This is a genomic window from Niveispirillum fermenti, from assembly GCF_052474395.1.
The window spans coordinates 3,054,584-3,078,171 of sequence record NZ_CP156681.1 but is presented as its reverse complement, the minus strand read 5'-3'; the positions used below and the strand labels follow the sequence as shown (position 1 = coordinate 3,078,171).

17 protein-coding genes are annotated in these 23,588 nt (G+C 66.6%); 7 read left to right on the top strand and 10 right to left on the bottom strand.

Annotation, left to right across the window (positions count from 1 at the left end):
- Window positions 1-5 precede the first annotated feature (5 nt).
- From ABC728_RS25460 to ABC728_RS25450, 3 genes are read left to right on the top strand one after another with little or no spacing between them, the layout of a single operon-like run.
- A complete protein-coding gene (locus ABC728_RS25460; RefSeq protein WP_416621078.1) occupies window positions 6-1,187 on the top strand; it encodes a DUF3089 domain-containing protein in 1,182 nt (393 codons plus the stop codon).
- A 40-nt stretch (window positions 1,188-1,227) separates the two neighbouring features.
- Complete coding sequence (locus ABC728_RS25455) at window positions 1,228-2,616, top strand: MFS transporter (protein ID WP_416621077.1); 1,389 nt, start codon at window positions 1,228-1,230, stop codon at window positions 2,614-2,616.
- Window positions 2,613-4,166 carry a hypothetical protein gene (locus ABC728_RS25450; protein WP_416621076.1) on the top strand — a complete coding sequence of 518 codons (1,554 nt, stop codon included), beginning with the start codon at window positions 2,613-2,615 and terminating at the stop codon, window positions 4,164-4,166. The genes ABC728_RS25455 and ABC728_RS25450 overlap by 4 nt, the downstream gene beginning before the upstream one ends.
- A 28-nt stretch (window positions 4,167-4,194) precedes the next feature.
- Here ABC728_RS25450 and ABC728_RS25445 read toward each other — a convergent pair whose 3' ends face one another.
- Both ABC728_RS25445 and ABC728_RS25440 read right to left on the bottom strand, forming a co-directional pair.
- Window positions 4,195-5,544 carry an APC family permease gene (locus ABC728_RS25445; protein ID WP_416621075.1) on the bottom strand — a complete coding sequence of 450 codons (1,350 nt, stop codon included), beginning with the start codon at window positions 5,542-5,544 and terminating at the stop codon, window positions 4,195-4,197.
- Between the two features lie 143 nt (window positions 5,545-5,687).
- Window positions 5,688-6,380, bottom strand: coding sequence for a TetR/AcrR family transcriptional regulator (locus tag ABC728_RS25440; RefSeq protein ID WP_416621074.1), 693 nt, complete (start codon window positions 6,378-6,380; stop codon window positions 5,688-5,690).
- Window positions 6,381-6,590: 210 nt separating this feature from the next.
- On the opposite strand from ABC728_RS25440, the gene ABC728_RS25435 reads away from it, so the two are divergent.
- The 4 genes from ABC728_RS25435 to ABC728_RS25420 all read left to right on the top strand — a co-directional run bounded on the left by ABC728_RS25435 (window position 6,591) and on the right by ABC728_RS25420 (window position 13,865).
- Window positions 6,591-9,212 carry a TonB-dependent receptor plug domain-containing protein gene (locus ABC728_RS25435; RefSeq protein WP_416621073.1) on the top strand — a complete coding sequence of 874 codons (2,622 nt, stop codon included), beginning with the start codon at window positions 6,591-6,593 and terminating at the stop codon, window positions 9,210-9,212.
- Between the two features lie 110 nt (window positions 9,213-9,322).
- Window positions 9,323-10,645 carry a spinster family MFS transporter gene (locus ABC728_RS25430; protein WP_445376544.1) on the top strand — a complete coding sequence of 441 codons (1,323 nt, stop codon included), beginning with the start codon at window positions 9,323-9,325 and terminating at the stop codon, window positions 10,643-10,645.
- A complete protein-coding gene (locus ABC728_RS25425) occupies window positions 10,645-12,294 on the top strand; it encodes a carboxylesterase/lipase family protein (RefSeq protein WP_445376543.1) in 1,650 nt (549 codons plus the stop codon). Before ABC728_RS25430 ends, ABC728_RS25425 begins: the two co-directional genes overlap by 1 nt.
- Window positions 12,294-13,865, top strand: a complete 1,572-nt coding sequence (locus ABC728_RS25420; RefSeq protein ID WP_416621871.1) for an AMP-binding protein — start codon at window positions 12,294-12,296, stop codon at window positions 13,863-13,865. The genes ABC728_RS25425 and ABC728_RS25420 overlap by 1 nt, the downstream gene beginning before the upstream one ends.
- A gap of 52 nt (window positions 13,866-13,917) precedes the next feature.
- Here the strand turns inward: ABC728_RS25420 and ABC728_RS25415 are convergent, their stop codons facing one another.
- The 8 genes from ABC728_RS25415 to ABC728_RS25380 all read right to left on the bottom strand — a co-directional run bounded on the left by ABC728_RS25415 (window position 13,918) and on the right by ABC728_RS25380 (window position 23,572).
- The gene (locus ABC728_RS25415; RefSeq protein WP_416621870.1) at window positions 13,918-14,505 is read right to left on the bottom strand and encodes a carboxymuconolactone decarboxylase family protein; all 588 of its coding nucleotides are present in this window, start codon (window positions 14,503-14,505) and stop codon (window positions 13,918-13,920) included.
- Between the two features lie 101 nt (window positions 14,506-14,606).
- Window positions 14,607-15,365 carry an SDR family oxidoreductase gene (locus ABC728_RS25410; protein ID WP_416621869.1) on the bottom strand — a complete coding sequence of 253 codons (759 nt, stop codon included), beginning with the start codon at window positions 15,363-15,365 and terminating at the stop codon, window positions 14,607-14,609.
- Window positions 15,362-17,122, bottom strand: a complete 1,761-nt coding sequence (locus tag ABC728_RS25405; RefSeq protein ID WP_416621868.1) for a hydantoinase B/oxoprolinase family protein — start codon at window positions 17,120-17,122, stop codon at window positions 15,362-15,364. Before ABC728_RS25405 ends, ABC728_RS25410 begins: the two co-directional genes overlap by 4 nt.
- The gene (locus ABC728_RS25400) at window positions 17,119-19,215 is read right to left on the bottom strand and encodes a hydantoinase/oxoprolinase family protein (protein ID WP_416621867.1); all 2,097 of its coding nucleotides are present in this window, start codon (window positions 19,213-19,215) and stop codon (window positions 17,119-17,121) included. The genes ABC728_RS25405 and ABC728_RS25400 overlap by 4 nt, the downstream gene beginning before the upstream one ends.
- Window positions 19,216-19,230: 15 nt before the next feature.
- Window positions 19,231-20,166 carry a BKACE family enzyme gene (locus tag ABC728_RS25395; protein ID WP_416621866.1) on the bottom strand — a complete coding sequence of 312 codons (936 nt, stop codon included), beginning with the start codon at window positions 20,164-20,166 and terminating at the stop codon, window positions 19,231-19,233.
- A gap of 86 nt (window positions 20,167-20,252) precedes the next feature.
- Window positions 20,253-21,560: an MFS transporter gene (locus tag ABC728_RS25390; RefSeq protein ID WP_416621865.1), complete on the bottom strand. Its 1,308-nt coding sequence runs from the start codon at window positions 21,558-21,560 to the stop codon at window positions 20,253-20,255.
- A gap of 55 nt (window positions 21,561-21,615) precedes the next feature.
- On the bottom strand, window positions 21,616-22,389 hold the full coding sequence (locus ABC728_RS25385) for an SDR family NAD(P)-dependent oxidoreductase (protein ID WP_416621864.1): 774 nt from the start codon (window positions 22,387-22,389) through the stop codon (window positions 21,616-21,618).
- Window positions 22,390-22,414: 25 nt separating this feature from the next.
- Entirely contained in the window at window positions 22,415-23,572 is a 1,158-nt protein-coding gene (locus ABC728_RS25380; protein WP_416621863.1) for a serine hydrolase domain-containing protein, read from the bottom strand.
- Between the last annotated feature and the right edge of the window lie 16 nt (window positions 23,573-23,588).

The window sequence follows — 23,588 nt, the reverse complement described above, 5'->3', positions numbered from 1 at the left end:
ATGACATGACTGGATTGTGGAAAGGGGGGCTGCTGGCGGCCGCACTCTGGCTTCCGCTGCCGGTACAGGCCCAGGAGGCGGTGCCGGCGGCCGATTACAGCATCGATGCCAACTGGCTGTGCCGTCCCGGCCGCGATGATGCCTGCGCCCACGACCTGACCAGCACTTCCATTGCCGCCGACGGGACGGTGACGCGGGAAGCCTTCGTCCCGGCCACCGACCCGGCCGTGGACTGCTTCTATGTCTATCCCACCGTATCGACCGATCCCGGCGGCAACAGCGATCTGGTGGCGGGGCGCGAGGAAACATTCGTGGCGCAGGTGCAGTTCGCCCGTTTCGGGGCGCAGTGCCGGACCTTCGCACCGCTCTACCGGCAGGCGACGCTGACCTCGCTGCATGCCCGCATGGGCGGCAGGGCCGGACCCGTGGCCGACCGTGACCTGGCCTATGGCGATGTCCTGGCGGCCTGGCGCCACTACATGGCGCATGACAATAAGGGCCGCGGCGTCGTGCTGATCGGCCACAGCCAGGGGGCGGCCGTGCTGCTGGCCCTGATCCAGGCGGAAATCGATGGCAAGCCGGTGCAGAAGCAGCTTGTGTCGGCCATCCTGCCGGGCACCAACATCGTCGTGCCGAAAGGGGCCGATGTCGGCGCTTCGCTGAAGCATATTCCGGCCTGCCGCGCAGCGGACCAGACGGGCTGCGTCATCTCCTATGCGGCGTTCCGGGACACGGCCCCGCCGTCGGACAGCAGCCTGTTCGGCCGGGGGGTGGAGCCGACGACGATGCGCGCCTTCCCCGATGCCCGTGGCCTCTGCACCAATCCCGCCAGCCTGGCCGGTGGCCCGGCGCCGCTGGACAGCTATTTCCAGACCGATCTCGGGCCCTGGGCGGATGCCGGCTTTGCCTGGACACGCAACGGGCAGCATATCGACACGCCTTTCGTGTCCATGCCCGGCATGCTCAGCGCCCAATGCGTGACGACGGCGGATGGCAGCTACCTTGCCGTGCATATACACGCGGCACCGGATGATGTGCGCACGCACGACATTCCCGGCGACGTGGTCGTGAACGGGCGCCGGTTTTCCGATTGGGGCCTGCATCGCATCGACATGCACCTGGCCATCGGTGACCTGGTCGGGATCGTCGGCCGCCAGGGTGCGGCCTACGTCGCCGCGCAGCGTTGAGCCTTTGCCGCGGATGCGGAAGAATTGAAGGGGACCAGCCATGACGGCGGGGAAAAAAACGGCGTCCACCACCAAGGTGGCGACCACGGCAGGGGCCGCGGCGGCCATAGAGTGGTATGATTTCTTCATCTACGGTACGGCTGCGGCACTGGTGTTCCCGGCCAAGTTCTTCCCGGCAGACCTGCCGCCCCTCATGGCGCAGATCGCGGCCTTCAGCACCTTTGCTGTCGGCTTCATCGTCCGGCCGCTGGGTGGCATCCTGTTCGGCCATCTGGGTGACATGTTCGGCCGCAAGCGGGCCCTGTCGACCGCGCTGCTGATCATGGGGATATCCACGACCTGTATCGGCCTGTTGCCGACCTATGATCAGGCGGGGCTGCTGGCGCCGCTGGCCCTGGTGCTGCTGCGCTTCGCCCAGGGGCTGGCCGTGGGCGGGCAGTGGGGTGGGGCCGCGCTGATGGCCATCGAAAGTGCGCCCGCAAACAGGCGCGGCTATTACGGCAGCTTCGTCCAGATCGGCGTGCCGGTCGGCCTTGTCCTGGCCAATACCGTCTTCCTGCTGGTCAGCGAGGCGGTTTCGCCGGCGGCATTCCAATCCTGGGGCTGGCGGGTTCCCTTCCTGCTTTCCGTGGTCCTGGTCCTGATCGGCTCCTATGTGCATCGCCGCCTGGAAGAACCGGAAGAGTTCAGGAAGGTGCGGCCCGAGGCGTTCGGGCCCAAGCCGGAGGCGGTGGGGGCCAAGCCGGAGGCGGTGGGGCCCAAGCCGGGGGCGGTGGGGGCCAAGCCGGAGGCGGCTGGCAAGGCCAGGGAGTTGCCGCTGACCAAGGTCCTGCGGGAGCATTGGGCGGATGTGCTGCTGGCCGGTGGCGCCTTCGTCGCCAACAATACCTGCTTTTACATCGCCATCACCTATATCGTCGCCTATGGCACGGCCACGCTGGGCATCGCGCAGGAAACGATGCTGATGGCAGTGATGACTGCCAGTGGCATGATGCTGCCGGTTCTGATCATCTGCGGCGGCATTTCCGACCGGTACGGCCGGCGGGGCATCTTCATGATCGGCGCCGTGTTGAGCGGGCTGTGGGCCTTCGCGCTGTTCCCGTTGGTGGAGACCGGGTCGCCGCTGCTCATCACCCTGGCCATCGCCGTCAAGATGCTGTTCATCAGCATGATGTACGGGCCGCAGGCGGCGCTGTTCGCCGAGCTTTTCCCGGCGGATGTCCGCTATTCCGGGGCATCGCTGGGCTATCAGGTCGGCTCCGTGGTTGGTGGCGGTTTCGCCCCCATCATCGCCACGGCGCTTTATGCGCACTATCAGTCGACTCTGTCGATCTCCTGGTATCTGTTCGCCATGTGCGCCGTTTCCTTCTTCAGCATCGTGGCCTTGAGCCGGCGATCCCGGCATATGCCGGTGGAGCACGGGGCATGAGAGGGCCGACGAGACGGGGCCTCATGCTGGGTCTGGGTGCCGCCGCCCTTCCGGTCTTTCCCGCCGGAGCCGGTGCCGGTGCTGTCGCCGGGCTGGACCGGGTCAGGCGGGACTGGATCGTTTCGGAAGCCGAAGCCACCCGCTGGCACCGGATCAAGGATGAGCCGGGACCGGCCCTGACCGGCAACGCCTCCTGGCACCATTTCATGGGCTTTCTGGAAACGGCGCTGGAAGGGCTTGGCTGTGTCGATATCCATCGCTCTTCCTGGCACTTCGCGCGGCGGGAGAGCGGGATCTGGCCGGATACCTCCAAATGGGGACTGGTCCTGGACGGCCGGCCCGTGCCGGTGGCCAGTGTCGGTGCCAGTTGTGCCCTCACCGGGCCGCAGGGTGTCACGGCTCCGCTGGTCCTGTGGGACCCCGTGGCCCGGCCGGACGTGACGGGCCGGATCGTGGTTTTCCGCCCCGTGCCGCGGGCGGAATTGCGATCCGCCTTCGTCGATAGCGATTACGAATGCGCGACCCCCTTTGACAGCCACCCGGTCGAAGGGCAGCCGGTACCGCAGGCCCAGGATGGAACCGGGTCCATCTCCGCCGCTGTATGGGATGAGATGACCGCGACCTCGGCCTTCATCGCCGAGATCGCCACCGGCCGGCCGGCCGGTGTGGTCTTCGCCATGAACCTGAACCGGGCGGCGACGGCCGGCCTGCACACCTTTCCCGTGCCCGACCATTATGATTTCCCGGCGATCTATCTGGATCGCGCCAACGGCGACGCGCTTGTCGCTGCGGCGCGGGCGAACCGGGCGGCGACGGTCCGGGTGGAAGGCGTGGAGCAGCAATCGGAGGCCTATCAGCTCGTCGCCTTCCTGCCGGGCCGGGATTATGGCACCGGCCGGGACCAGCAAATCCAGTTCCGCACCCATACCGACGGCCCGTCGATCAGCCAGGATGACGGGGCGCTGGGGTTGCTGGGCGTTGTCGGCTATATGGCGAACATTCCCCGGCAGGACCGGCCCCGGACGCTTTTCCTGGAGCTTGACTGCCGGCACTTCATGCCGGGGGCGGAAAAGCGCTGGGAACAGCAGGATTATTTCGTGAAGAATCCCGGTGCCCGCGACAAGGTCATGGCACTGGTCGCCATGGAGCATATGGGCCAGATCGAATATGTGGCCGACGGGGAGGAGATCCGGCCCAGCGGCCGGTCGCTGCCCACCTGGATCTATGCCAGCGCCAACCGGACCATGATCGATCAGGCTTGCCGGGCCGCGGCGGAAAACCAGGTGCGCTCGGCCGTGATCCGCTCGCCCGGCCGGCCTGGCCGGCGCGGCGCCTCGCAGGGGCGATGGTACGGCATGTCCAAGGAGGGGCCGGCATTGGGCCTGCCGACATACGGCGTGCAGGGCGACCTGGGTGCCTATTGGGCCTTTTCCGGACGGCTGGACCGGTTCGATGCCCGATCGTTCTGCCGGCAGGTGGCCATGTTCGTCCAGTTGACCGCCTTCCTGATGACGGCCGACCCGGCCGCGCTGGCCACGGGGCGGGGATGACCGGACGCCGCTGGAACGGGGTGTTGCTTCATTCCAGCGGCAGGCTTTCGGCCTCGTCCAGCTTGTCGACGCATTTCGGGCGCATGACCAGATACAGCACGACGATACCGGCCAGCAGCCCGATGGCAAGCGCCGGGGCCTGCCAGTCGCCGGTGAAAAGCCGGTTGCAGAACAGCAGCGCGCAGATGGCGGCACCAGCCGCCGGCACGAAGGACGGCACCTCGAAGGCGCCCTTGACCTCCGCCGTGCGTCGCTGCAGCACCAGCAGCGCCACATTGACGATGGTGAAGACGGCCAGCAGCAGCAGCACGGTGGCCGACGCCAACTGGGCGATGTCACCCGACAGCATCAGCGCCGTCACGATGGCCAACAGGACCGCGATGGCCACGTGCGGCGTGCGCCGCCGGGCATGCACCCGGCCCAGCGCGCGGGGCAGCAGGTCCAGCCGCGCCATGCCATAGGCCAGGCGCGAGGCCATGATGTAATTCAGCAGGGCCGTATTGGACACTGCGAAGACGGTGATGACGACGAAGACGGCACCCGGTATCCACGGGGCGGCGCGATGCGCCACTTCCACCAGTGGTGCCGACGCCGTTGCCAGTTCCTGCCAGGGCACCACGGACACGGCAGTGACGGCCACGGCCAGATAGATGACGGTGGCGCAGGCCATGGCGATGATGATGGCCCAGGGCAGGGTGCGCTGCGGGTCCTTCACCTCCTCGGCCACATTGTACGTATCCTCGAACCCGATGAAGCTGAAGAAGGTCAGCACGGCACCCTGCAGAAGCAGGGTGGGGCCGATGCCGCCCGACGCGGGCGGCACCTCCAGCAGGTTCACCCCGCCCCAATAGGGCAGGCCGACGGCAATGACGATCAGCAGGCCGCCCGCCTCCATCACCGTACACAGAATGTTGACCCACATGCTCTCCCTGATGCCGCGATAGACGATGCCGGCAATCAGCAGCAGGAAGCCAAGCGCCAGGGGCAGCACGGGCGTGCCGTCGAACAGCGGCAGCCGGGTCAGGGCTTCCGCCACCACCCGGCTTTGCGTGGCCACGGAGGTCAGGCCCGATGCCATCACCGTCAACCCCACCAGATATGTGAGCAGCGGCAGCCCATAGGCCCGCTGGGTGACATAGGCCGCCCCGCCGGCCCGCGGATAGCGTGATCCCAGCGAGGCATAGGACAGGCCGGTCAGCAGGGCCGCGACCATGGAGACCAGGAAGGCCAGCCAGACCGCATTGCCCATCTCCCCCGCGGCCTTGCCGATCAGCCCGTAAATGCCCGCACCCAGCATGCTGCCCAGGCCATAGAGCGCCAGCTGCGGCAGGTTGACGGTGCGTGCCAGGGTGGGGCCGCGCTGGCTCTGGTCTGTCATGCCTGTGCTCCTGCACTACGGGAAGAAGGGAAGAATAGGAAGAGATAGGGGAACACTGCCATCCATCTCCATGGGACCGGACCGGCAACGGACAGCGCCGGCCACCGGTTCCACGGGCATGATCAACACAAACAGGCCGGGTCCTATCCGGCCTGTTGCTTGCGATGCCTGTACAACGCCTCGAACCCGCCCGCCATGAAGGTCACGAACCGTTGGCGCGCCGCCTCGAAATCATCGGACGAGCACAGGTTGTCCGACAGCCGGTCGATGCGGCCCGTGCGGGACAGGATCAGTGTATAAGCGCCTGACGTGAACTGGAAACACCAGAAGAGATCCTCCTGCGTCGCGTCGGGCAACGCCTTGTTCAGGATCTTCAGCAGGCGCAGGACCAGTGGGTCGAAATAGGTGTCCATCTTCTCCGCGCCATAGCCGGGCGCGTTGTTCACCTGTGCGAAGATGCGGCCGAAATTGCGCCAGCCGTCACCACCATTGATGTAGATGTCGAACGCCCCCTCGTAAAAGGCGCGCAGCACCCCCTCGACCGTCGGGTGATCCCCGACCGCCGCCTCATATTCATCCAGGGCCGCGGTCCGGGTGGTGACCGCATATTCGACGCGGCGTTCGAAGACGGCATCGAACAGCGCCTGCTTGCCGTCGAAATAATAATGGATCAGGGCAGGGTGGATGCCCATCTTGTCGGCGACGTCCTTGATCGTCACCCCGAAATAACCGAGCTGCGAGAACAGGTCTTCGCTCGTGTCGAGGATCAGTTTCACGGTTGCCGCCCGCTGCTCCGCGCGCGTGCGGCGCCCCTCGATTTTCGGCTTCGCTGCCATAACCTCCGGCCTTCCCGATCGAAAGCGTCCGGGCAGGACGCCCCATCCGATCATTCAGCAGGGACGATGGGGCGTCGGCCCCGTCCGGTCAAGTGAGGAGGTTCCGTGTGCAGAATTTTCATTTACTGCTAAATGAATGAACTTGACGGGCGGTCCGACCCGCGGTATCGCTTTGAGAAAGCCAGAAATAAACCCCAGGGAGGAAGTTGAATGCTGAAGACCTTGCAGACCGCGAGGCGGCTCGCGCTGTCCGGAACGTCGCTTGTGGCGGTGATGCTCGCCGTGGCCGGGCCGGCATCGGCGCAGGTGCAGGCGCCGGTGGCATCGGGCGAGCTGCTGGAAGAAATCATCGTGACGGGGTCGAGAATCCGGGGCGTGCCGCCGACGGGTTCGAATCTCATCAATGTCTCGCGGGCCGATATCGACGCCGTCGGTGCGGCCACCACACCGGACCTGCTGGCCAGCGTGCCGCAACTGAACAGCTTCAACACGGCACCGCGGGCCAGCAGTGCCGGCTTCGGCCCCTTCGCGCCGGGCCTGCGCGCCCTGCCGGCAAGCGCGACCCTGGTACTGATGAACGGGCACCGGCTGGTCGGCGCCGCCGCCAATGACACCAACCCCGATTATCCCCATATTCCGGGCCTGGCGATCGAGCGTGTGGAGGTTGTGGCCGACGGGGCGTCGTCGGTCTATGGCTCCGACGCCATCGCGGGCGTGGTCAACTTCGTCACCCGTCAACGCTTTTCCGGTGCGGAAGCCGATGTGCGCTATGGTGTGGGCGATGGCTACCATTCCACGTATGCCGGCGGCCTGATCGGGGAGGATTGGGGCAGCGGGTCCATCCTGGCAGCCTATCAATATACTCAGAACGACAACATCACCGGCAGTGACCGGGACTACCGGGTCCAGGATTTCCGGCCCTTCGGCGGCGTCGACAGCAGGCTGATCAATTGCCCGTCGCCCAATCTGGTGATCCCGCAGACCGGTGCCGTCACCTATGCCGCGCCGGGCTTCGCGCCGAACACCACGAATTATTGCGACAATGGGGCGACGGTCGACCTGTTCCCCAGGACCCGCATGCATAGCGGCTTCGTGACCGGCCGGCAAAGGCTGGGCGAACTGGTCACGGTATGGGGCGAACTGCTCTATTCGGACCGCAAGGACAAGATCCAGGCCGCGCCGGCCATCCAGGCGGTGACGATCAACAATACCAATCCGTTCTTCGTGGCGCCGGCCGGCACGGGTGCGACCCAGGCGACGGTTCTGTTCCGCACCGACAATCTCTATGGCAGCGACCATGTGATCAACCGCGACCGGGCGAAGGTGGGCAATTCGTCGATCGGCGCCGATGTGGAACTGCCGCGGGGGCTCAATCTGAGCGCTTATGGCACGTTCGGCTGGACGACCAATACCGCCTTCATACCCGACATCAACCCTGTGGCGTTGGCCATTGCGGCGGCCGGGACCACGCCGGCCACGGCGCTCGATCCGTTCGGTACGCGCACGGCACCGGCGGTCGCCGCGGCCATCACCGATTATTCGACCAGCGTCACGGTCAAGCAGCGGACATCGCTGGGGGCGCTGAAGATCGACGGGCCGCTGTTCGACCTGCCGGGCGGTGAACTGAAATTCGCGGTCGGTGCGGAATATCGCCGGGAGACGTTCGAACAGCAGGGCTTTGTCGGATCGTTCCCTGTGCCCGAGGATCTGGGCCGCAATATCCAGTCGGTGTTCGGCGAGATCTTCGCGCCGATCGTCGGACCGGAGAACGAGGCGCCCTTGCTGCATCGCCTGTCGCTGTCCCTGTCCGGGCGCTATGACCATTACAGTGATTTCGGGTCCACGACCAATCCGAAGGTCGGCTTCAACTGGGACCCGGTTGCGGGGCTGACCATCCGCGGCACCTATGGCCGTTCGTTCCGGGCGCCGGGCATGCGTCAGGTCGGGGCGACCGTTGGCGCCTACTATCTCGACGCGGCGTCGGCGGCCGTGGTCGCCCGCGATCCGACGCGCGGTGCCGGCCAGGTGAACACCATCTATTTCCGGGGCGGCAATCGCGGCCTGCAGCCTGAAAAGGCCCGGACATACTCGGTCGGCGTGGACTGGCTGCCCGATTTCCTGCCGGATATGCGTGCCAGCGCCACCTTCTATGACATCCGTTTCACCGACGCGATCGGGGTTCCCGCCGCCGATCTCATGTTCACCGATCCGACGCTCGCCTCGATCGTCTATCGCAATCCGTCCGCGGCGCAGCTTGCCGCCCTGCTGGCGCAGGCGACGCCGGTCAACCTGCCCACGCCACTGCCGTCGATCGGCAACGTGCTGGATCAGCGCCTGGGCAATTTCGGCATCCGTGAGACCAATGGCCTGGATTTCGATCTCGGCTGGCGGCGGGCGACCGATTTCGGTGCGGTGTTCGCGGGTCTGGCCGGCAATTACATCCTGAAGTTCGACACGCAATTGTCGCCGGGCGCACCCGTGGCGGACAGCCTGCATCTGGGCCTGCCGCGCTACACGGCGCGGGCATCGCTGGGCGCTTCGGCCGGGCCGGTCGGTGTGATCGGCTTCGTCAATCACCGCGCCGGTGTCCGAAGCACCTACAATACCCCCACGGGCTTCGGCGAATACAAGGCCGATCCCTATACCACGGTCGATCTGCGGGTGTCCTGGACCTTGCCGGACGACGGCATGACCGCGGGCACGCAGTTGACCTTGCAGGTGAACGATCTTTTCGACAAGAAGCCACCCTTCTTCCCCGCCACCGACGGGATCGGCGGCACCTATAATCCCATCGGCCGGTTCGTGGCCCTCAACCTGCGCAAATCCTTCTGACCGGATTTCTGGTCTTATGTCGGGGACACCGGCTGCTACCCGTCTTTCCGCATGGGGGATGGGAAGCGGCCGGGACCCCGGATCTCCGCAGCAGCCAAGAGCGTCAAGCCATGACCACCGTCTCCCCGACCTCGCCGCCGTCCGCCACGGCCCCGCCCCCTGATGCCCGCGCCTGGTATGTTCTGGGCATGCTGTGTTTCGTCTATGTGCTGAACTTCCTGGACCGGCAGTTGCTGTCGATCCTGGCCAAGCCCATCCAGGACGATCTGGGCGTCACGGATGGTCAGCTGGGCCTGATCAGCGGGCTTTATTTCGCGCTGTTCTACTGCACCATCTCCATCCCGGTGGCCTGGCTGGCCGACCGGACCAACCGGGTGAAGGTGCTGTCGATCGCCTGCGCGCTGTGGAGTGCGGCGACGGTGGCCTGCGGCATGGCCTCCACCTATCCCCAGCTTGTCCTGGCGCGCATGGCGGTGGGTGTGGGGGAGGCGGGGGGCGTTCCCCCCTCCTATGCCATCATCACCGATTATTTCGCGCCCGGCCGGCGGGGCACGGCGCTGGGCCTGTTCAACCTGGGCCCGCCGCTGGGACAAGCGCTGGGCGTGGCCTTCGGCGCCTCCATCGCCGCGGCCTATAGCTGGCGCAGCGCCTTCGTCGTGCTGGGCCTGATCGGCGTCGCCGCCGCCGCCGCCGTCTGGCTGACCATCCGCGAGCCAAAGCGCGGCGGCCTGGACCGGCCCGCGCCTGCCGCGGTGCCGCATCAGCCGATGGCCAGGGCCGGCTTTGGTGAGACGGTGTCCATGTTCTTCAGGCGGCCCACGCTGCTGGTGCTGTCCCTGGCCGGTGGGGCGACGCAGTTCGTGACCTATGCCGTCATGAACTTCACCGTCCTGTTCCTGATGCGGGAAAAGGGCATGACGCTGGGCGAGGTGGCCATCTATTACGCGCTGCTGATCGGCATCGGCATTTCCATCGGCATGTTCGCGTCGGGCCGGCTGATCGACCGGTTCGCCGCCCGGTACAGACAGGCCTATGCCATCATTCCCGCTGTGGGCCTGGCCTTGTCCGTGCCCTTCTTCGTCGGCTTCGTCTGGGCGCCGGGCTGGGAACTGGCGCTGCTGTTCCTGGCCGGCCCCACCGTTCTCAACTATTTCTTCCTCTCGCCTGCTGTGACGCTGGTTCAGGAAGAGGTGCGGCCCAATCAGCGGGTATTGTCCGGCGCGCTGCTGCTGCTGGTCATGAACCTGATCGGGCTGGGGCTGGGGCCGACATATCTGGGGGCCGCCAGCGACTATTTCCGGGCCACCAACCCCGACAATTCCCTGCAACTCGCCTTCTACACGCTCATCCCCTTCTATTTCCTGGCCATTGCCCTCTATCTGGTGCTGGCGCGGGTGTTGAAGCGGGAGGCCAGCCGCAACGGAGCCTTCTGATGCGTCTTTCCCGTCATCTTGGCGCCTGTGCCGCCGCCGGCCTGCTGGCCTTTGGCGCCGCGGCCCAGGACCATCCCAGGGTGCAGGCCCCGGCCGGCATCCTGGAAGGCCGCGTCAGCGGCGACACACATGTCTTCAACGGCATCCCCTATGCGCAGCCGCCGGTCGGGCCCCGACGCTGGAAGGCGCCGGAACCCCTGCCCCCCTGGCAGGGTGTCCGTGACGCCGGATCACCCGGCCTGGCCTGCGTCCAGCCCAGGGCGACCACCACCAGCGTCTATACCAATCCGCCCCCGGCGACGGGAGAGGATTGCCTGACCCTGAACATCACGGTACCCACGGGGGCCGGGCAGAACGGGGCGAAGGCTGCGCCGGTGCTGATCTGGATCCATGGCGGCACCCTGATCAATGGCCGCGGCTACAATGCCATGTATGACGGGACCGCCATGGCTGGGCGCGGGGTGATCGTCGTCTCCATCAATTACCGGCTGGGTGTGCTGGGCTACATGGCGCATCCGGGCCTGAGTGCCGAGAACCCGGACGGGATTTCCGGCAATTACGGTCTGCTGGACCAAATCGAGGCCTTGCGCTGGGTACGCGACAATATCGCGGCCTTCGGCGGCGACCCGGGCAATGTCACCATTTCGGGTAAGTCCGCCGGTGCGCTGTCGGTCATGTACCTGATGGCATCGCCCCTGGCCAAGGGGCTGTTCGCCAAGGCCATCGTGCAGAGCGGCTACATGATTTCCGGCCCCGAACTGAAACAGCCGAACCATGGCGAGTTTGCGGCCGAGGCGATCGGCGCCTATATCGTCGCGCAGGCCGGTGCGACGGACGTGGCGTCCATGCGGGCCATGGATGCACAGGCCCTGGCGGATGTCGGCGCCCGGCTCAACTATTTCCCGCTGGGCACCGTGGATGGCAAGGTGCTGACCGGACAGTTGGTGGACGTGTTCGACCGGGGCGAACAGGCGCCCGTTCCCATCCTGACCGGCTTCAATGGCGGGGAAATCCGGTCCCTGCGCCACCTGCTGCCCCCCAAGCCCGCCGATGCCAAGGCCTATGAGACGGTGATCGCGGAGAAATACGGCGATCTGGCGGGCTCGTTCCTGCGGCTCTACCCCTCCGACGATCTGGAGGAGAGCATGCTGGCCGTGACGCGCGACGCGCTTTACGCCTGGACGTCGGAACGGCTGGTCCGCGACCAGACGGCGCTGGGCCGTGACGCCTATTATTATTTCTTCGACCATGCCTATCCGGCTGCGGCGGAGAAGGGGTTGAACGCCTTCCATGCCGCGGAAATCCCCTATGTCTTCGGCACGATGAAGCACACGCCGGCCTATTGGCCCAAGGCGCCGGACAGCCCGGCCGAGCGTGCCCTGTCATCGGCCATGACCGATTACTGGGCCAGCTTCGCCCGTGACGGCAGACCCGTGGCGACGGGACAGCCGGACTGGCCCGCTTACGGACAGGACCGCGGCTTTATGGCGTTCGCCGACACCCCCCGGCCGGGTCACCGGCTGATGGAAGGGATGTTCGACCTGCACGAGACGGCCATGTGCCGCCGCCGGGCAGCGGGCACCCTGCAATGGAACTGGAACACGGGCGTCATATCCCCGGTATTGCCGCAGAATGGCGGAGAGTGCTGATGCTGGACGGAACCATGCAGGATTTTCCCCTGACGCTGGATCAGTTCCTGCGCCACGCCGCGAAATGGCATCCCGATGCCGAAATCGTGACGGCGCGTGAAGGGGCCGAGCCTTCCCGCATCGGCTATGCGGCCCTGATGGACCGCTGCCTGGCCGTATCCTCCATCCTGGCGGGATATGGCATGCGGCAGGGCGACCGGGTTGCCACGCTGGCCTGGAACAGTCAGGCGCATGTGGAGGTATGGTATGCCGTCATGGGGATGGGTGCCGTCTGCCACACGCTGAACCCCCGCCTGACGGCCGAGCAACTGGCAGCGATGCTGGGCCAGTCCGAAGCCCGCATCCTGGTGGCCAGCGCCGATCAGGTGGGTCTGGCGCGGCGGGTCGCGGCGCTGGCACCGGGCATCGCCCATGTCCTTGTCATCGACGGGTCGGCACCCGACGACTGGGCCATGGCCACATCCCTGGAGCCGCTGATCGAAACGGCACCGCGTGATGCGCAATGGGGCGGCTTTCCCGAAACGGCGCCGGCCGGCCTGTGCTTCACCTCCGGCACCACGGGATCACCCAAGGGCGTCACCTATACCCACCGTTCCAACTTCCTGCATGCGGCCAAGCTCTTGCAGACCGATGTCATGGCCCTGTCGGGACGCGATCGTGTGCTGGTGGCAGTTCCCATGTTCCATGCCAGCGCCTGGGGCATGCCGTTCGCCATGCCGGCCGTGGGCGGCGGGCTGATCCTGCCCGGCCGGCACACGGACGGCGCCAGCCTGGCCCGCTTGATCGCATCCGAAGGGGTGACCATAGGGGCGGGGGTGCCCACGGTCTGGCTGGGGCTGGTGGACCATATGGAAGCGGTGGGCGGGGAACTGCCCAGTCTGAAAAGGGTCATCGTCGGTGGCAGCCCCCTGCCGCCGGCCCTGATGGAACGGATCGAGCGCCGGCTGGGCGTCATCGTGCAGACCACCTGGGGCATGACGGAACTGTCCCCGGCCGGCACCGTGGCCCCCATCGGCGACCCGGTCCGCAACGCCGCCCTGTCCGGCCGGCCGGCGGTGGGCGTCGACCTGCTGCTGACCGATGGGGATGGGGTGCCACTGCCCGAACAGCGGGGGGTGGAAGGCCATCTGCGCGTGCGCGGGGTTGCCGTGATCGACCGTTATTTCGGGCAGGACCGGCCGGCGACAGACGCGGCCGGCTGGTTCCCGACAGGTGATCTGGCCCGTATCGACACGGCCGGCAACCTGATGATCACGGGCCGTGCCAAGGACCTGATCAAGTCGGGCGGGGAATGGATCAATCCCGTGGAGATCGAGGCCCTGGTCGGGAGCCTGCCGGAAGTGTCGCTGGTTGCCGTCATCGGGCGCACCCATCCGAAATGGGGTGAGCGGCCCGTGCTGCTGGTGGAAACGCGCACACCGGTCAGTGACGAGGCGCTGCTGGCGCCGTTGAAGGGCAAGGTGGCGTCCTGGTGGCTGCCGGATGAGATCATCCGGCTGGACAACATGCCGCTGGCCGGGACGGGCAAGATCGACAAGACCCGTCTGCGGGCCCTGCACGGCGCCGGTTGACCGGTGGGGGAGCCGGGGGCGGGCTGAGCATCCCTCCCGGCTCCCTCCCGGATCAGCCATGCTTGCCGATTTCCCAGCCATGCGGCGTCAGGTGTTTTTCGGCGAACAGGCGGGGGGAGGTCTCCAGCGTGGTGCCGACCGTGTCGTTCCAGCGGTTGAAGAAGCCGTAGAGCGCAATGACGGATACGATTTCGACTTGCTGTTCCCGGCTGAAATGCCGGGCCAGTTCGGCAAAATCATCATCGCTGACGGCGTTCGGCACCTGGCCTGCGCCAATGGCGACGCGCAGAACCGCCCGTTCGGCATCGCTGAACAGCGGGCTGCGCTCGAAATCCCAGATGGCCGCCAGCTTTTCGGCCGGAACGCCATTGCCTGCCGTCGCGGTGCCGGTATGGGCGGAGCAATAGCGGCAGCCGGCGGCCATGCTGGCCATGTATCCCGCCATCCATTTCAGGCCGGGATCGACCGTGCCCGACAGCATGATGGCGGCCCACAGGGCGCCGCTGGCCTTCAGGATGTCGGGCCGCCAGGCCAGCGTGGGCACAGAGTTGGGCAGTTCGTGGAAATCGTCGCCGATGAAGGACAGGTCGATGCCGCGTGCCGCCATGTCATCGGCGGTCAGCGGGGGGATGCGGGCCATGGCCGGTTCCTTTCTGATGACACGTCCCGGTGATCGAAACCGATCACCGGCCTCAATTGCCGGTGCCGCCATCCGGCGGCCTGGCGACGCGCCACGGGGCGTCATTCCCATTCGACATTGCCGTCGACGGCGATCAGCTGCCCCGTGACATGCTTGGCCGCGTCAGATGACAGGAAGACGGCCATGTCGCCGATCTCTTCCGGCTGGATCTTGGCGCGCAGCGAGATATAGCGCAGGAACTCCGCCTCCACCGTCGCGGCATCGGTGCCGCGCCCGGCGGCGATGCCGGCCATGATGCCGCGCATGCGTTCGCTGTCCACGAAGCCGGGCCGGATGGCGTTGACCCGGATATTGTCGGGTCCCAACTCCCGTGCTGCCGCCCGCGTCAGCCCCTCCAGCGCCCATTTCGACGCGATATAGGGGGAGCGGTTGACGGGCAGCGTCGTGACGGAACCGGTGGAGATATTGACGATGGACCCGCCGCCTTGCGCCTTCATCAGCGGGGTGACGGCCCGCATCATGAAAAAGGCGCCATGCACATTCACCTCGAAGCAGGTGCGCCAGCCCTGGTCGCAGATATCGGTCAGGGGACCGATCTGCCCGGCGATGCCGGCATTGTTGACCAGGGTATCGACCCCGCCCCATCGCTCGCCGACCAGGCGGACGAACCGGTCCACCGCATCGGCATCCGACACGTCCAATGCCATGGCGATCAGGCCGGGATGGGCCTGGACCGCCTTGTCCAGCCGGCCCTGATCGGCGTCGCAGATGGCGACGTCGGCGCCGGCGGCCAGGAACCGTTCGACAATGGCCAGGCCGATGCCGGCGGCACCGGCCGTAACGATGACACGCTGCTTCATGATGCGGCCCTCAATGCCTGCGTGGCGGAAAGATCGGGATGGCCGGTCGTATCCAGGGCCACGCGATAGATGTCGCGGGCACGTTCCGGCGACAGATAGCCTTCGCGCACGGCGTCGGCCACGCTCTCCGGTATCCGCGACCGGGGATCGCCGTAACCGCCTCCACCGGCGGACACGGCCGTGATCATGTCACCCGCCCGGACATTGACCAGGGCGCAGGCGGGCAGCGCCTCGCGCTCGCCATCGGCCCGGTCCAGCCACTGATCGGCCCGGCCACCCGTCCCGCCGCCGCGCACGCCCAGCGGCGCATTCACATGCCCGTCGGAGCCATAGCCAATGTCGAAGGCACCGACCAGCGGCCCGAATTCCACGATGGTGGAGGGCGCACCCGTGAAGCGGCCCGGCCCCTCGCTGTCGGGCAGGAACCCGCGCCGCTTCACCAGCAGCGGCTGGTAAAGCTCGTCCAGTTCCACCCCGTCGATGCAGCACATGCCGGCATTGCCGACATGGGCCGTGGTCCACCAGGCGTCGGCCTGCGGGCTGGCCGCCCCGCCGGAGAAGGCCAGGAAGATCTGATTGACGAAGGCTTTGCCGGTGCGGGCATCGATGCCGGAAATCACCCCGGCGGACGGTGCGATCACGGCCCCCACCTCCGCCATGCCGAACCCGTCGCCCAGGTCGGCAACGGCTACCTGCACCGCATTGGCCACGCGGTCGGCGATGTTGGTGGTGGCGGTGGAACAGCTATAGGGATGTTCGGTGATGCCGGCGATGCAGCCCCGCCGCAGTACGACGTCGATGCGGCGGAAGGCGCCGGCATTCTTGGGCACGCGGTGGTCCAGGGAATTGAACACGCCGATCATGGCCGCGGTCCGGGCGCAGGCCTCGCTGAGATTCATGCCGCAGGGCAGGCTGTCGGGATTATCTGTCAGGTCGACCCGGATACGCCGGGCGGCACTGTCCACCGCCACCTTGGCGGTAATGGTGACGCCGGTTTCCGGCATGCCGGGGAAGGCGTCATGGGTGCTGCTGGCCTGGGCCTGTCCGTCCGGCAGGTTGGCCAGCGCCTCCACCATGGCGGCCTCTGAATAGTCGAACCACTGGCCGGAGAAGGTTTCCAGCCGGTCCCAGCCGACCTCCCGCCCCATGGCGAGCAGTTCCTTCTCCCCGATGCGGACGGCGCCGACCATGGCCAGATAATCACCGCGCCATTGCTCGGGCACGCGGATACGCATCTCGCACATGCGGATGATGTCGGCGATATCCTGATAGTCCCGCTGAACCTGCACCGCCGGGAAGATCAGCGCGCCCTCATGATACAGGTCGCGGGCATTGCCCATATAGGTGGTGGGTTCGGAATTGCCGATATCGGCCTGATGCGCCTTGGCCAGCACCGTGAACCGGTGGGTGCCGTCATCATCGATGACGGGGACCAGCAGGGTCAGGTCGGCCGGATGCGAGCAGCCGTGATAGGGCGAATTATGCAGGAAGGCGTCGCCGCGTTTCAGCACCGGGTGGAACTGCTTCATGGTGCGGGCCATCATGTCCGGCCCGGCCAGCACATGGATGGGCAGGCTTTCCGCCGCGGCCAGCAGGTCGCCCGCATCGGTGACGATGCAGCAGGAAAAATCCCGTGCGCGGTTCAGCACGCCCGACCGTCCGGTGCGCAGCAGCGTGTTGGCCATCTTGCGCACCACGCCCTCGAACCGGCTGTTCAGGATGGCAAGATCGGCGCCGTTCAGTTTCATGTCGCTCATGCTTGTTCCCCCTTCACGCCCGCCCGGCCGGCCGGATGGATCAGGATGCTGCCCGCCGCCGACCGCTGCGCCGTGGCACCGGGATCGACGACGATGGTGGTGAAGGCGCTTTCGATGATGCAGGGACCCGCCATCACCCGGTCCGCTTCCATCGCTTCCAGCCGGTGGATGGCGGTATCGACCCAGCCGGTTTCCTTGAACCAGGCCGACCGGCTGCGCTCCTGTCCCGCCGCTGCCGCAGCGGCGCCCAGCCGGAATTCGGTAAAGGGCCGGACCTGACAGCGGATGGTGGCCCGCAACCCCACGATCTCCACGGCCGAGGTGGGATCGTCGATGGTGAAGATCTGCTGGTGGGCCGCATCGAAGGTGCGGCGGAAATGCTCCACATCCTCAGCGCCGGCGAACTGATGCAGGGGCAGGGTGACATCGATGTCCCAGACCTGGTTCTCATACCGGGCTTCCGCCACGATGACGGGCTCGGCAGGGCGCGAAGGGTCGCCGGACCGGGCGGCAAAGGCGGCACATTGGGCCGTCAGGTCGGCCAGCGCCGCGTTCACCCTGGCGAAATCGAACCGTGCCGTGCTGGTGAACAGGCTGGTGGCAAATTCGCCCGTCACTTCCGACATCATGGCGCCGGCCGCACTCAGCGCCGCCCCCGTTTCCGGGATGATCAGCCGTTCGCAGCCCAGACGGCGCGCGATGAAGGTGGAATTCAGCCCCGCCGCCCCGCCGCCGCCGATCAGCACGGACCGGGCCGGGTCGATGCCCTGTGCCACCGTGATGTCGGCGATGGCCTGCACCATGTTTTCCGTCGACAGGTGGATGATGCTCCAGGCCGCTTCCTCCACACTGATGCCCAGCGGGGTGGCGACGTGATGGCCGATGGCGTCGCGTGCGCCGGCCAGGTCCAGCTTCATGGAACCGCCCAGGAAGAAGTCGGGGTCCAGGAAGCCAAGGGCCAGGGAGGCGTCGGTGACCGTGGGGCGGGTGCCGCCCCGGCCATAGCAGACGGGACCCGGCACGGCACCGGCACTTTCCGGCCCGACATGCAGCAAGCCGCCGGCATCGACCCGCGCGATGGAGCCGCCGCCGGCACCGACACTTTTCACCTCCACCGACGGATAGCCCACCAGATGGCCGCGCGTCGGCTGCCCGATCCACAATTCCCGCGTCATCGGCACCCGACCGCCGCGCACCAGGGAGATGTCGTAGGTGGTGCCGCCCGTATCGGCCACGATGACGCTGTCGCCGTTGCCTTCCAGGTCGGCATAATGCTGACCGGCGATGGGGGCCATGGAGGGGCCGGAATTGATGATGCGGATGGGGTTTGCCGCCACCTCTGCCGCCGGCATCATGCCGCCGGAACTGGTCAGCACCATCACCTTGCCCTTGAATCCCGCCTCGCGCATCCGCGCTTCCAGTCCGCCCAGATAGCGGCCCATCAGGGGTTTCAGGGCGGCGTCGATGGCGGTGGACGACGCCCGGCGGAATTCGCGCAGGCTTGGGTTCACCTGATGCGACAGGCTGACCGGCACACCCGGCAGTGCCGCCGCCAGCGCCTCGCCCACCCGCACCTCATGCGCGGGATTGATGGTGGACCAGAGAAGGCAGACGGCCACCGCCTCCACCTTCTCCGCCCGCAGCCGGTCGATGATGGCGGCCAGCGCCACCTCATCCAGCGACTGGTGGACCGACCCGTCATGGATCAGCCGCTCCGGCACCTCGAAGGTCAGCGCACGGGGCACGAAGGGCTTGGGGTAGGGGACAGAGTGGTTGAACGGCTCGATCCGCCCGCCCTCGCGCAGGGTCAGGATATCGCGGTGCCCCTCCGTCACCAGCAGGGCGGTGCGCGCCGTGCGGCCGGTGATGATGGCGTTGATGGCGTGGGTCGTGCCATGGATGAAGGTATCGCCACGGTCCAGCAAGGTCGGCAGGTCCAGCCCGCGATCCGTCGCCGCCAGGGTCAGGGCTGCCAGAACCCCCTGTACCGGATCGCCCGGCACGGTGGAGGCCTTGTACATGCTGATCCGGCCATCATCCTCTTCCACCACAAGATCAGTGAAGGTGCCGCCGGTATCGGTTGCAAAGCGCATGATCTGTTCCCACCCTTAAAATGCAACGCGATCCGGACCCTTCAGCGCCAGCATGGCGCGGGCCTCGTCCGGGGTGGCGATGTCCATGCCCAGTTCCGTCAGGATGGTCCTGATCTTGCGCACCTGTTCGGCGTTGCTCCTGGCCAGTTGGCCGCGTCCGATCATCAGGCTGTCTTCCAGGCCGACGCGGACATTGCCGCCCAGCATGGCCGACATGGTCAGGAACCGCATCTGCATGCGGCCGATGCCGAAGGCCGACAGGTAATAATCATTGCCGAACAGGCGGTCGGCCGTCTGCTTCATCGCCGTGAGGTTTTCCAGATCGGCCCCGATGCCGCCCAGCACGCCGAAGATGCCCTGGATCAGGAAGGGCGGCTTGATCAGGCCGCGTTCGGCGAAATGCGCTACATTGTAGAGATGGCCCAGGTCATAGCATTCATATTCGAACTTGGTGCCATGGCCTTCACCCAGTTCGCGGATGATGCGTTCGATCAGCGCGAAATTATGGTTGGCGGCGAAACGCTTGCTGGCCTCCAGGAACGGCTTCTCCCAGGTATGCTTCCATTCCGGGTATTTGTCGGCCAGGCCGAACACGCCGAAATTCATCGACCCCATGTTCAGCGAGGTCATTTCCGGCAGGGCGCGCAAGGGGGCGGCCAGCCGGTCATCTTCGCTGAAACCCGGCGCGCCGCCCGTGGTGATGTTGATGATGGCGTCGGTCTGCTGCTTGATCTGCGGCAGGAACTGCATGAACAGGTCGGGATCCGGGGACGGGCGTCCATCGATCGGGTCGCGGGCATGCAGGTGCAGGATGGCCGCACCAGCCTCTGCCGCTTCCACCGACTGCTCGATGATCTGCTGCGGGGTGATGGGCAGATAGGGTGACATGGTCGGCGTATGCAGCGACCCTGTGATGGCACAGGTGATGATGACCTTGTCGGATTTGCGCATGGGTCTTCTCCGGATCTCGGGGCAAATCTCGCCCCTTCGGCGCCTTCAGGGCCGCCGTTTGTCGTGGCTTCGATGGATGATGGGGATCAGGTTTCGGCCAGCGTGGCGGCCCGTGCCGGCGCCCGGCTGAACCAGGCGAACAGGGCGCCCAGGATGCCGAAGATGAAGGTTGCCAGCAGCAGCGAGGACCCCAGCGCCTTTTCATCCTGAAAGACCTGATCGGTGAAGATGCCGATGCTGGCCGGTCCCAGGCCGATGGCGGTGAAGGTGATGGCCGCCATGAAGCAGGCGCTGGTGATGCCGCGCAGCCGTTCCGGGGTCAGCAACTGGATGCCCGACAGGCCCGGCGGGGCCGCAGCCGTGATGGTGACGTTCAACAGGGCGTAGCTGGCCAGGGACAAGGCCTTATTGTCCGTCGTGCAGAAGATGACGGCCAGCGGTATCGACAGGACCAGCATGGTGCCGATGACCAGCCCCGGTGCGCCGCCGACGCCCTTGGCCTGCAGGCGGTCGGTCAGGAAGCCACCGGTCAGGTGGCCGGCCGGCCCCGCCACCAGCACCACCATGCCCACCAGATATCCCGCTTCCGCCGGCGTCATGCCGAAATTGCGGATATAGAAGGTGGGCGACCACGCGGCATAGGATTGCACCAGCAGGATGGCCGATGCCGCCGCCGCCGTATGAAGCAGATAGGCGGCCCGGTGCCGTCCGATATGGGTGAACACATCCCGCAGCCCCGGCTTGGCCGTGTCGGCGCCGGTCACGGGCCGGGGCGGTTCCTTTACCGTCAGCAGCAGCAGGGCCACCACCAGACCGGGCAGGGCCGCGGCCATGAACAATCCCTGCCAGGGCGACAGGTGTCCCAGGCCCGGCAGCATGGCTCCGCCGCGCGCCGTCAGCCAGGCCAGGATCAGGCCGCCGACGATCAGGGCCACCGACTTGCCCAGCGAGGCGCCCATGGTAAAGGTGCTGACGGCGCGCGACAGTTTCGCCCGGGTGAAATAGGCCGCGATCAGCGACATGGCGGCCGGCACCAGCGCCGCTTCCCCGAAGCCCACGGCGACCCGCGCCAGGAACAGACTGTTGAACGAGGTGGCGAGCCCGCAGGCCGCTGTGGCCAGGCTCCACACCAGGATGCCGGCCACGATGATGTTGCGGCGATTGGCGCGGTCGGCCATCCAGCCCAGCGGGATGGCGGCAACGGTATAGAGGATGACGAAGCCCGTGCCGTGCAGCAGCCCCAACTGCGTATCGCTCAGCAGCAGTTCGGTCTTGATCGGCACCAGGACCAGGCTCATCACGAACCGGTCCACGAAGGAGATCAGGTGGGCGACGGACAGCAGCACCGCCACGTACCAGGCATAGGTACTGTCCTTGCGAATAATGTCCGTCATTCCCGATCCCCCTGTTTTACTTTCGTGTTCCCTCAAGCGCCGGGCGCCGATGGTTTCAGCCGATGGCGGCCGAAATGCCTTCATCGATGACCAGCGTCGTGCCGAAGACGGGCCGGGCGGCATCGGACAGCAGGTAGAGGGCGGCCCCTGCGATCTCCTCCGGCTTGGAGAAGGTGATGCCGCTGGGTGTCATGCGGCGCATGCCGTCCAGCACTTCGGCCATTTCCGGCGCGGTGCGCAGGGCCTCGTTCATCGGGGTTTCGGTGTTGCCGGGGGCCACCGCGTTGACATTGATGCCGAACGGCGCCAGTTCGGCCCCCGCCACCCGCGTCATCATGACGATGGCGGCCTTGGACGCGCAATAGACGGCGAACCCCTTGACACCGATGGTTCCGGCCACCGACGCGAAATTCAGGACCTTGCCACGGCCGCGCGCCTTCAGATGCGGCACGGCGGCCTGCAGGCAGTTCCAGGTGCCCTTCAGATTGATGTCGACCATGCGGTTCATCGTGTCGGATGCCGTGTCGCCGATGGGGCTGGGTTCGAACACGCCAGCCGCATTGACCAGGATGTCCAGTCCCCCGAAATCCGCCACCACCTGGTCCAGCAGGGCGGTGACCGCCACCTCGTCCCGGACATCGGCGGCATAGGCGCGGGCGGTGCCGCCGGTTGCGTTCACCGCATCCACCACGGGGGCGGCCTTGGCGACCGAACTGCTGGCCACGATGGCGACATGGGCGCCCCGGGCGCCCAGCGCCTTGGCCACCGTGGCGCCGATGCCGGAACTGCCGCCGGTCACCAGGGCCACTTTTCCTTTGAAATCGGACATTTTTCCCCTCCCTGGGGGTCATTGATCAGATGATGGCTTGCTTGCCGAGGGCGGCCTGCACCAGGGCCTCGCACCGCTCGCCCATGCCGGCGCCCGCGCACATCAGGTTCGGGCTGTAGCTGAAGGAGAGGCCGGCTTCCGGATCGGCGATGCCGACGGCCCCACCGGCACCGGGATGGCCGAAGGCGCGCGGATTGGCACCGAAGCACAACATGGGGGCATAGTTCAGGAACAGGCCGACCCCATAGCGGAAGGGCCGGTCCGTCATGCCGCAGATGCCGCGCCAGCTTTCGGTGCGCATCTCCTCCACCAGGGCGGGGGAGATCAGATGCACCCCGTCCAGCGACCCGCCATTGGCCAGTGCGGCATAGACGCGGGCGATGGCGCGGGCATTGCCGTGACCGTTGGAAGACGGGAACACGGCCCGGCGATAGGCCGGTTCATTGTAGGGGTTGGCCGAACTGGGCCGCACGCGCCAGGCGCGGCCCAGCTTGGTCGTCTTGTCCTTGGCCTGTACGAAGGTGACGCTGCCGGGATTGGGGAGGATGTCGGACACGCGGTGCATGTCCTTTTCCGCCACCCCGAACCCGTAATCGACGTCCAGGGGGCGGGCGACTTCCTCGCGGAAGAAGACATCGATCATGCGGCCATCCACCCGCCGCACCATTTCCCCCAACAGATAGCCGGCGGTCACGGAATGATAGGCGCCCCGGGTGCCCGGTTCCCATTCCGGTTGCTGTGCGGCCAGTGCCCGGCACATCACATCCCAGTCATAGGCCGAGCCATCCGGGGCCGCATCGGCATAAAGAACACCGGTAAGGGCCGACAGCAGCATGCGGACGGTGGTCTTTTCCTTGCCGGCCTGGCCGAATTCCGGCCAGTAGTCGGTGACGAGGGCTTCCAGGTCGACCTTGCCCCTGTCGATCAGCATCAACAGGCACAAGGCCGCCATGGACTTGCCCACGGACATCATGCAGCAGATCGTATCCTGCTGCCAAAGGGCACCGGTGGCGACATCCGCCACCCCGCCCCACAGGTCGACGACCTTTTTCCCGTCGCGATAGACGCAGACGGCGGCACCGATTTCGCCCCGGCTGCGGAAATTCTCGGCGAACACCTCCCGCATATGCGCGAAATCGGGATCGCAGGTGCCGTCGATATGAAGCGGGGATGCAGAAGACATTTCCAGACCCTGTTTG

Bases quoted from the DNA above. Each gene is read 5' to 3' on its own strand.
- ABC728_RS25395 (WP_416621866.1), bottom strand. From the start codon at position 20,166: ATGCGCAAATCCGACAAGGTCATCATCACCTGTGCCATCACAGGGTCG.
- ABC728_RS25415 (WP_416621870.1), bottom strand. From the start codon at position 14,505: ATGGCCCGCATCCCCCCGCTGACCGCCGATGACATGGCGGCACGCGGC.
- ABC728_RS25430 (WP_445376544.1), top strand. From the start codon at position 9,323: ATGACCACCGTCTCCCCGACCTCGCCGCCGTCCGCCACGGCCCCGCCC.
- ABC728_RS25390 (WP_416621865.1), bottom strand. From the start codon at position 21,560: ATGACGGACATTATTCGCAAGGACAGTACCTATGCCTGGTACGTGGCG.
- ABC728_RS25405 (WP_416621868.1), bottom strand. From the start codon at position 17,122: ATGAGCGACATGAAACTGAACGGCGCCGATCTTGCCATCCTGAACAGC.
- ABC728_RS25460 (WP_416621078.1), top strand. From the start codon at position 6: ATGACTGGATTGTGGAAAGGGGGGCTGCTGGCGGCCGCACTCTGGCTT.
- ABC728_RS25385 (WP_416621864.1), bottom strand. From the start codon at position 22,389: ATGTCCGATTTCAAAGGAAAAGTGGCCCTGGTGACCGGCGGCAGTTCC.
- ABC728_RS25410 (WP_416621869.1), bottom strand. From the start codon at position 15,365: ATGAAGCAGCGTGTCATCGTTACGGCCGGTGCCGCCGGCATCGGCCTG.
- ABC728_RS25455 (WP_416621077.1), top strand. From the start codon at position 1,228: ATGACGGCGGGGAAAAAAACGGCGTCCACCACCAAGGTGGCGACCACG.
- ABC728_RS25380 (WP_416621863.1), bottom strand. From the start codon at position 23,572: ATGTCTTCTGCATCCCCGCTTCATATCGACGGCACCTGCGATCCCGAT.
- ABC728_RS25425 (WP_445376543.1), top strand. From the start codon at position 10,645: ATGCGTCTTTCCCGTCATCTTGGCGCCTGTGCCGCCGCCGGCCTGCTG.
- ABC728_RS25440 (WP_416621074.1), bottom strand. From the start codon at position 6,380: ATGGCAGCGAAGCCGAAAATCGAGGGGCGCCGCACGCGCGCGGAGCAG.
- ABC728_RS25420 (WP_416621871.1), top strand. From the start codon at position 12,294: ATGCTGGACGGAACCATGCAGGATTTTCCCCTGACGCTGGATCAGTTC.
- ABC728_RS25400 (WP_416621867.1), bottom strand. From the start codon at position 19,215: ATGCGCTTTGCAACCGATACCGGCGGCACCTTCACTGATCTTGTGGTG.
- ABC728_RS25450 (WP_416621076.1), top strand. From the start codon at position 2,613: ATGAGAGGGCCGACGAGACGGGGCCTCATGCTGGGTCTGGGTGCCGCC.
- ABC728_RS25435 (WP_416621073.1), top strand. From the start codon at position 6,591: ATGCTGAAGACCTTGCAGACCGCGAGGCGGCTCGCGCTGTCCGGAACG.
- ABC728_RS25445 (WP_416621075.1), bottom strand. From the start codon at position 5,544: ATGACAGACCAGAGCCAGCGCGGCCCCACCCTGGCACGCACCGTCAAC.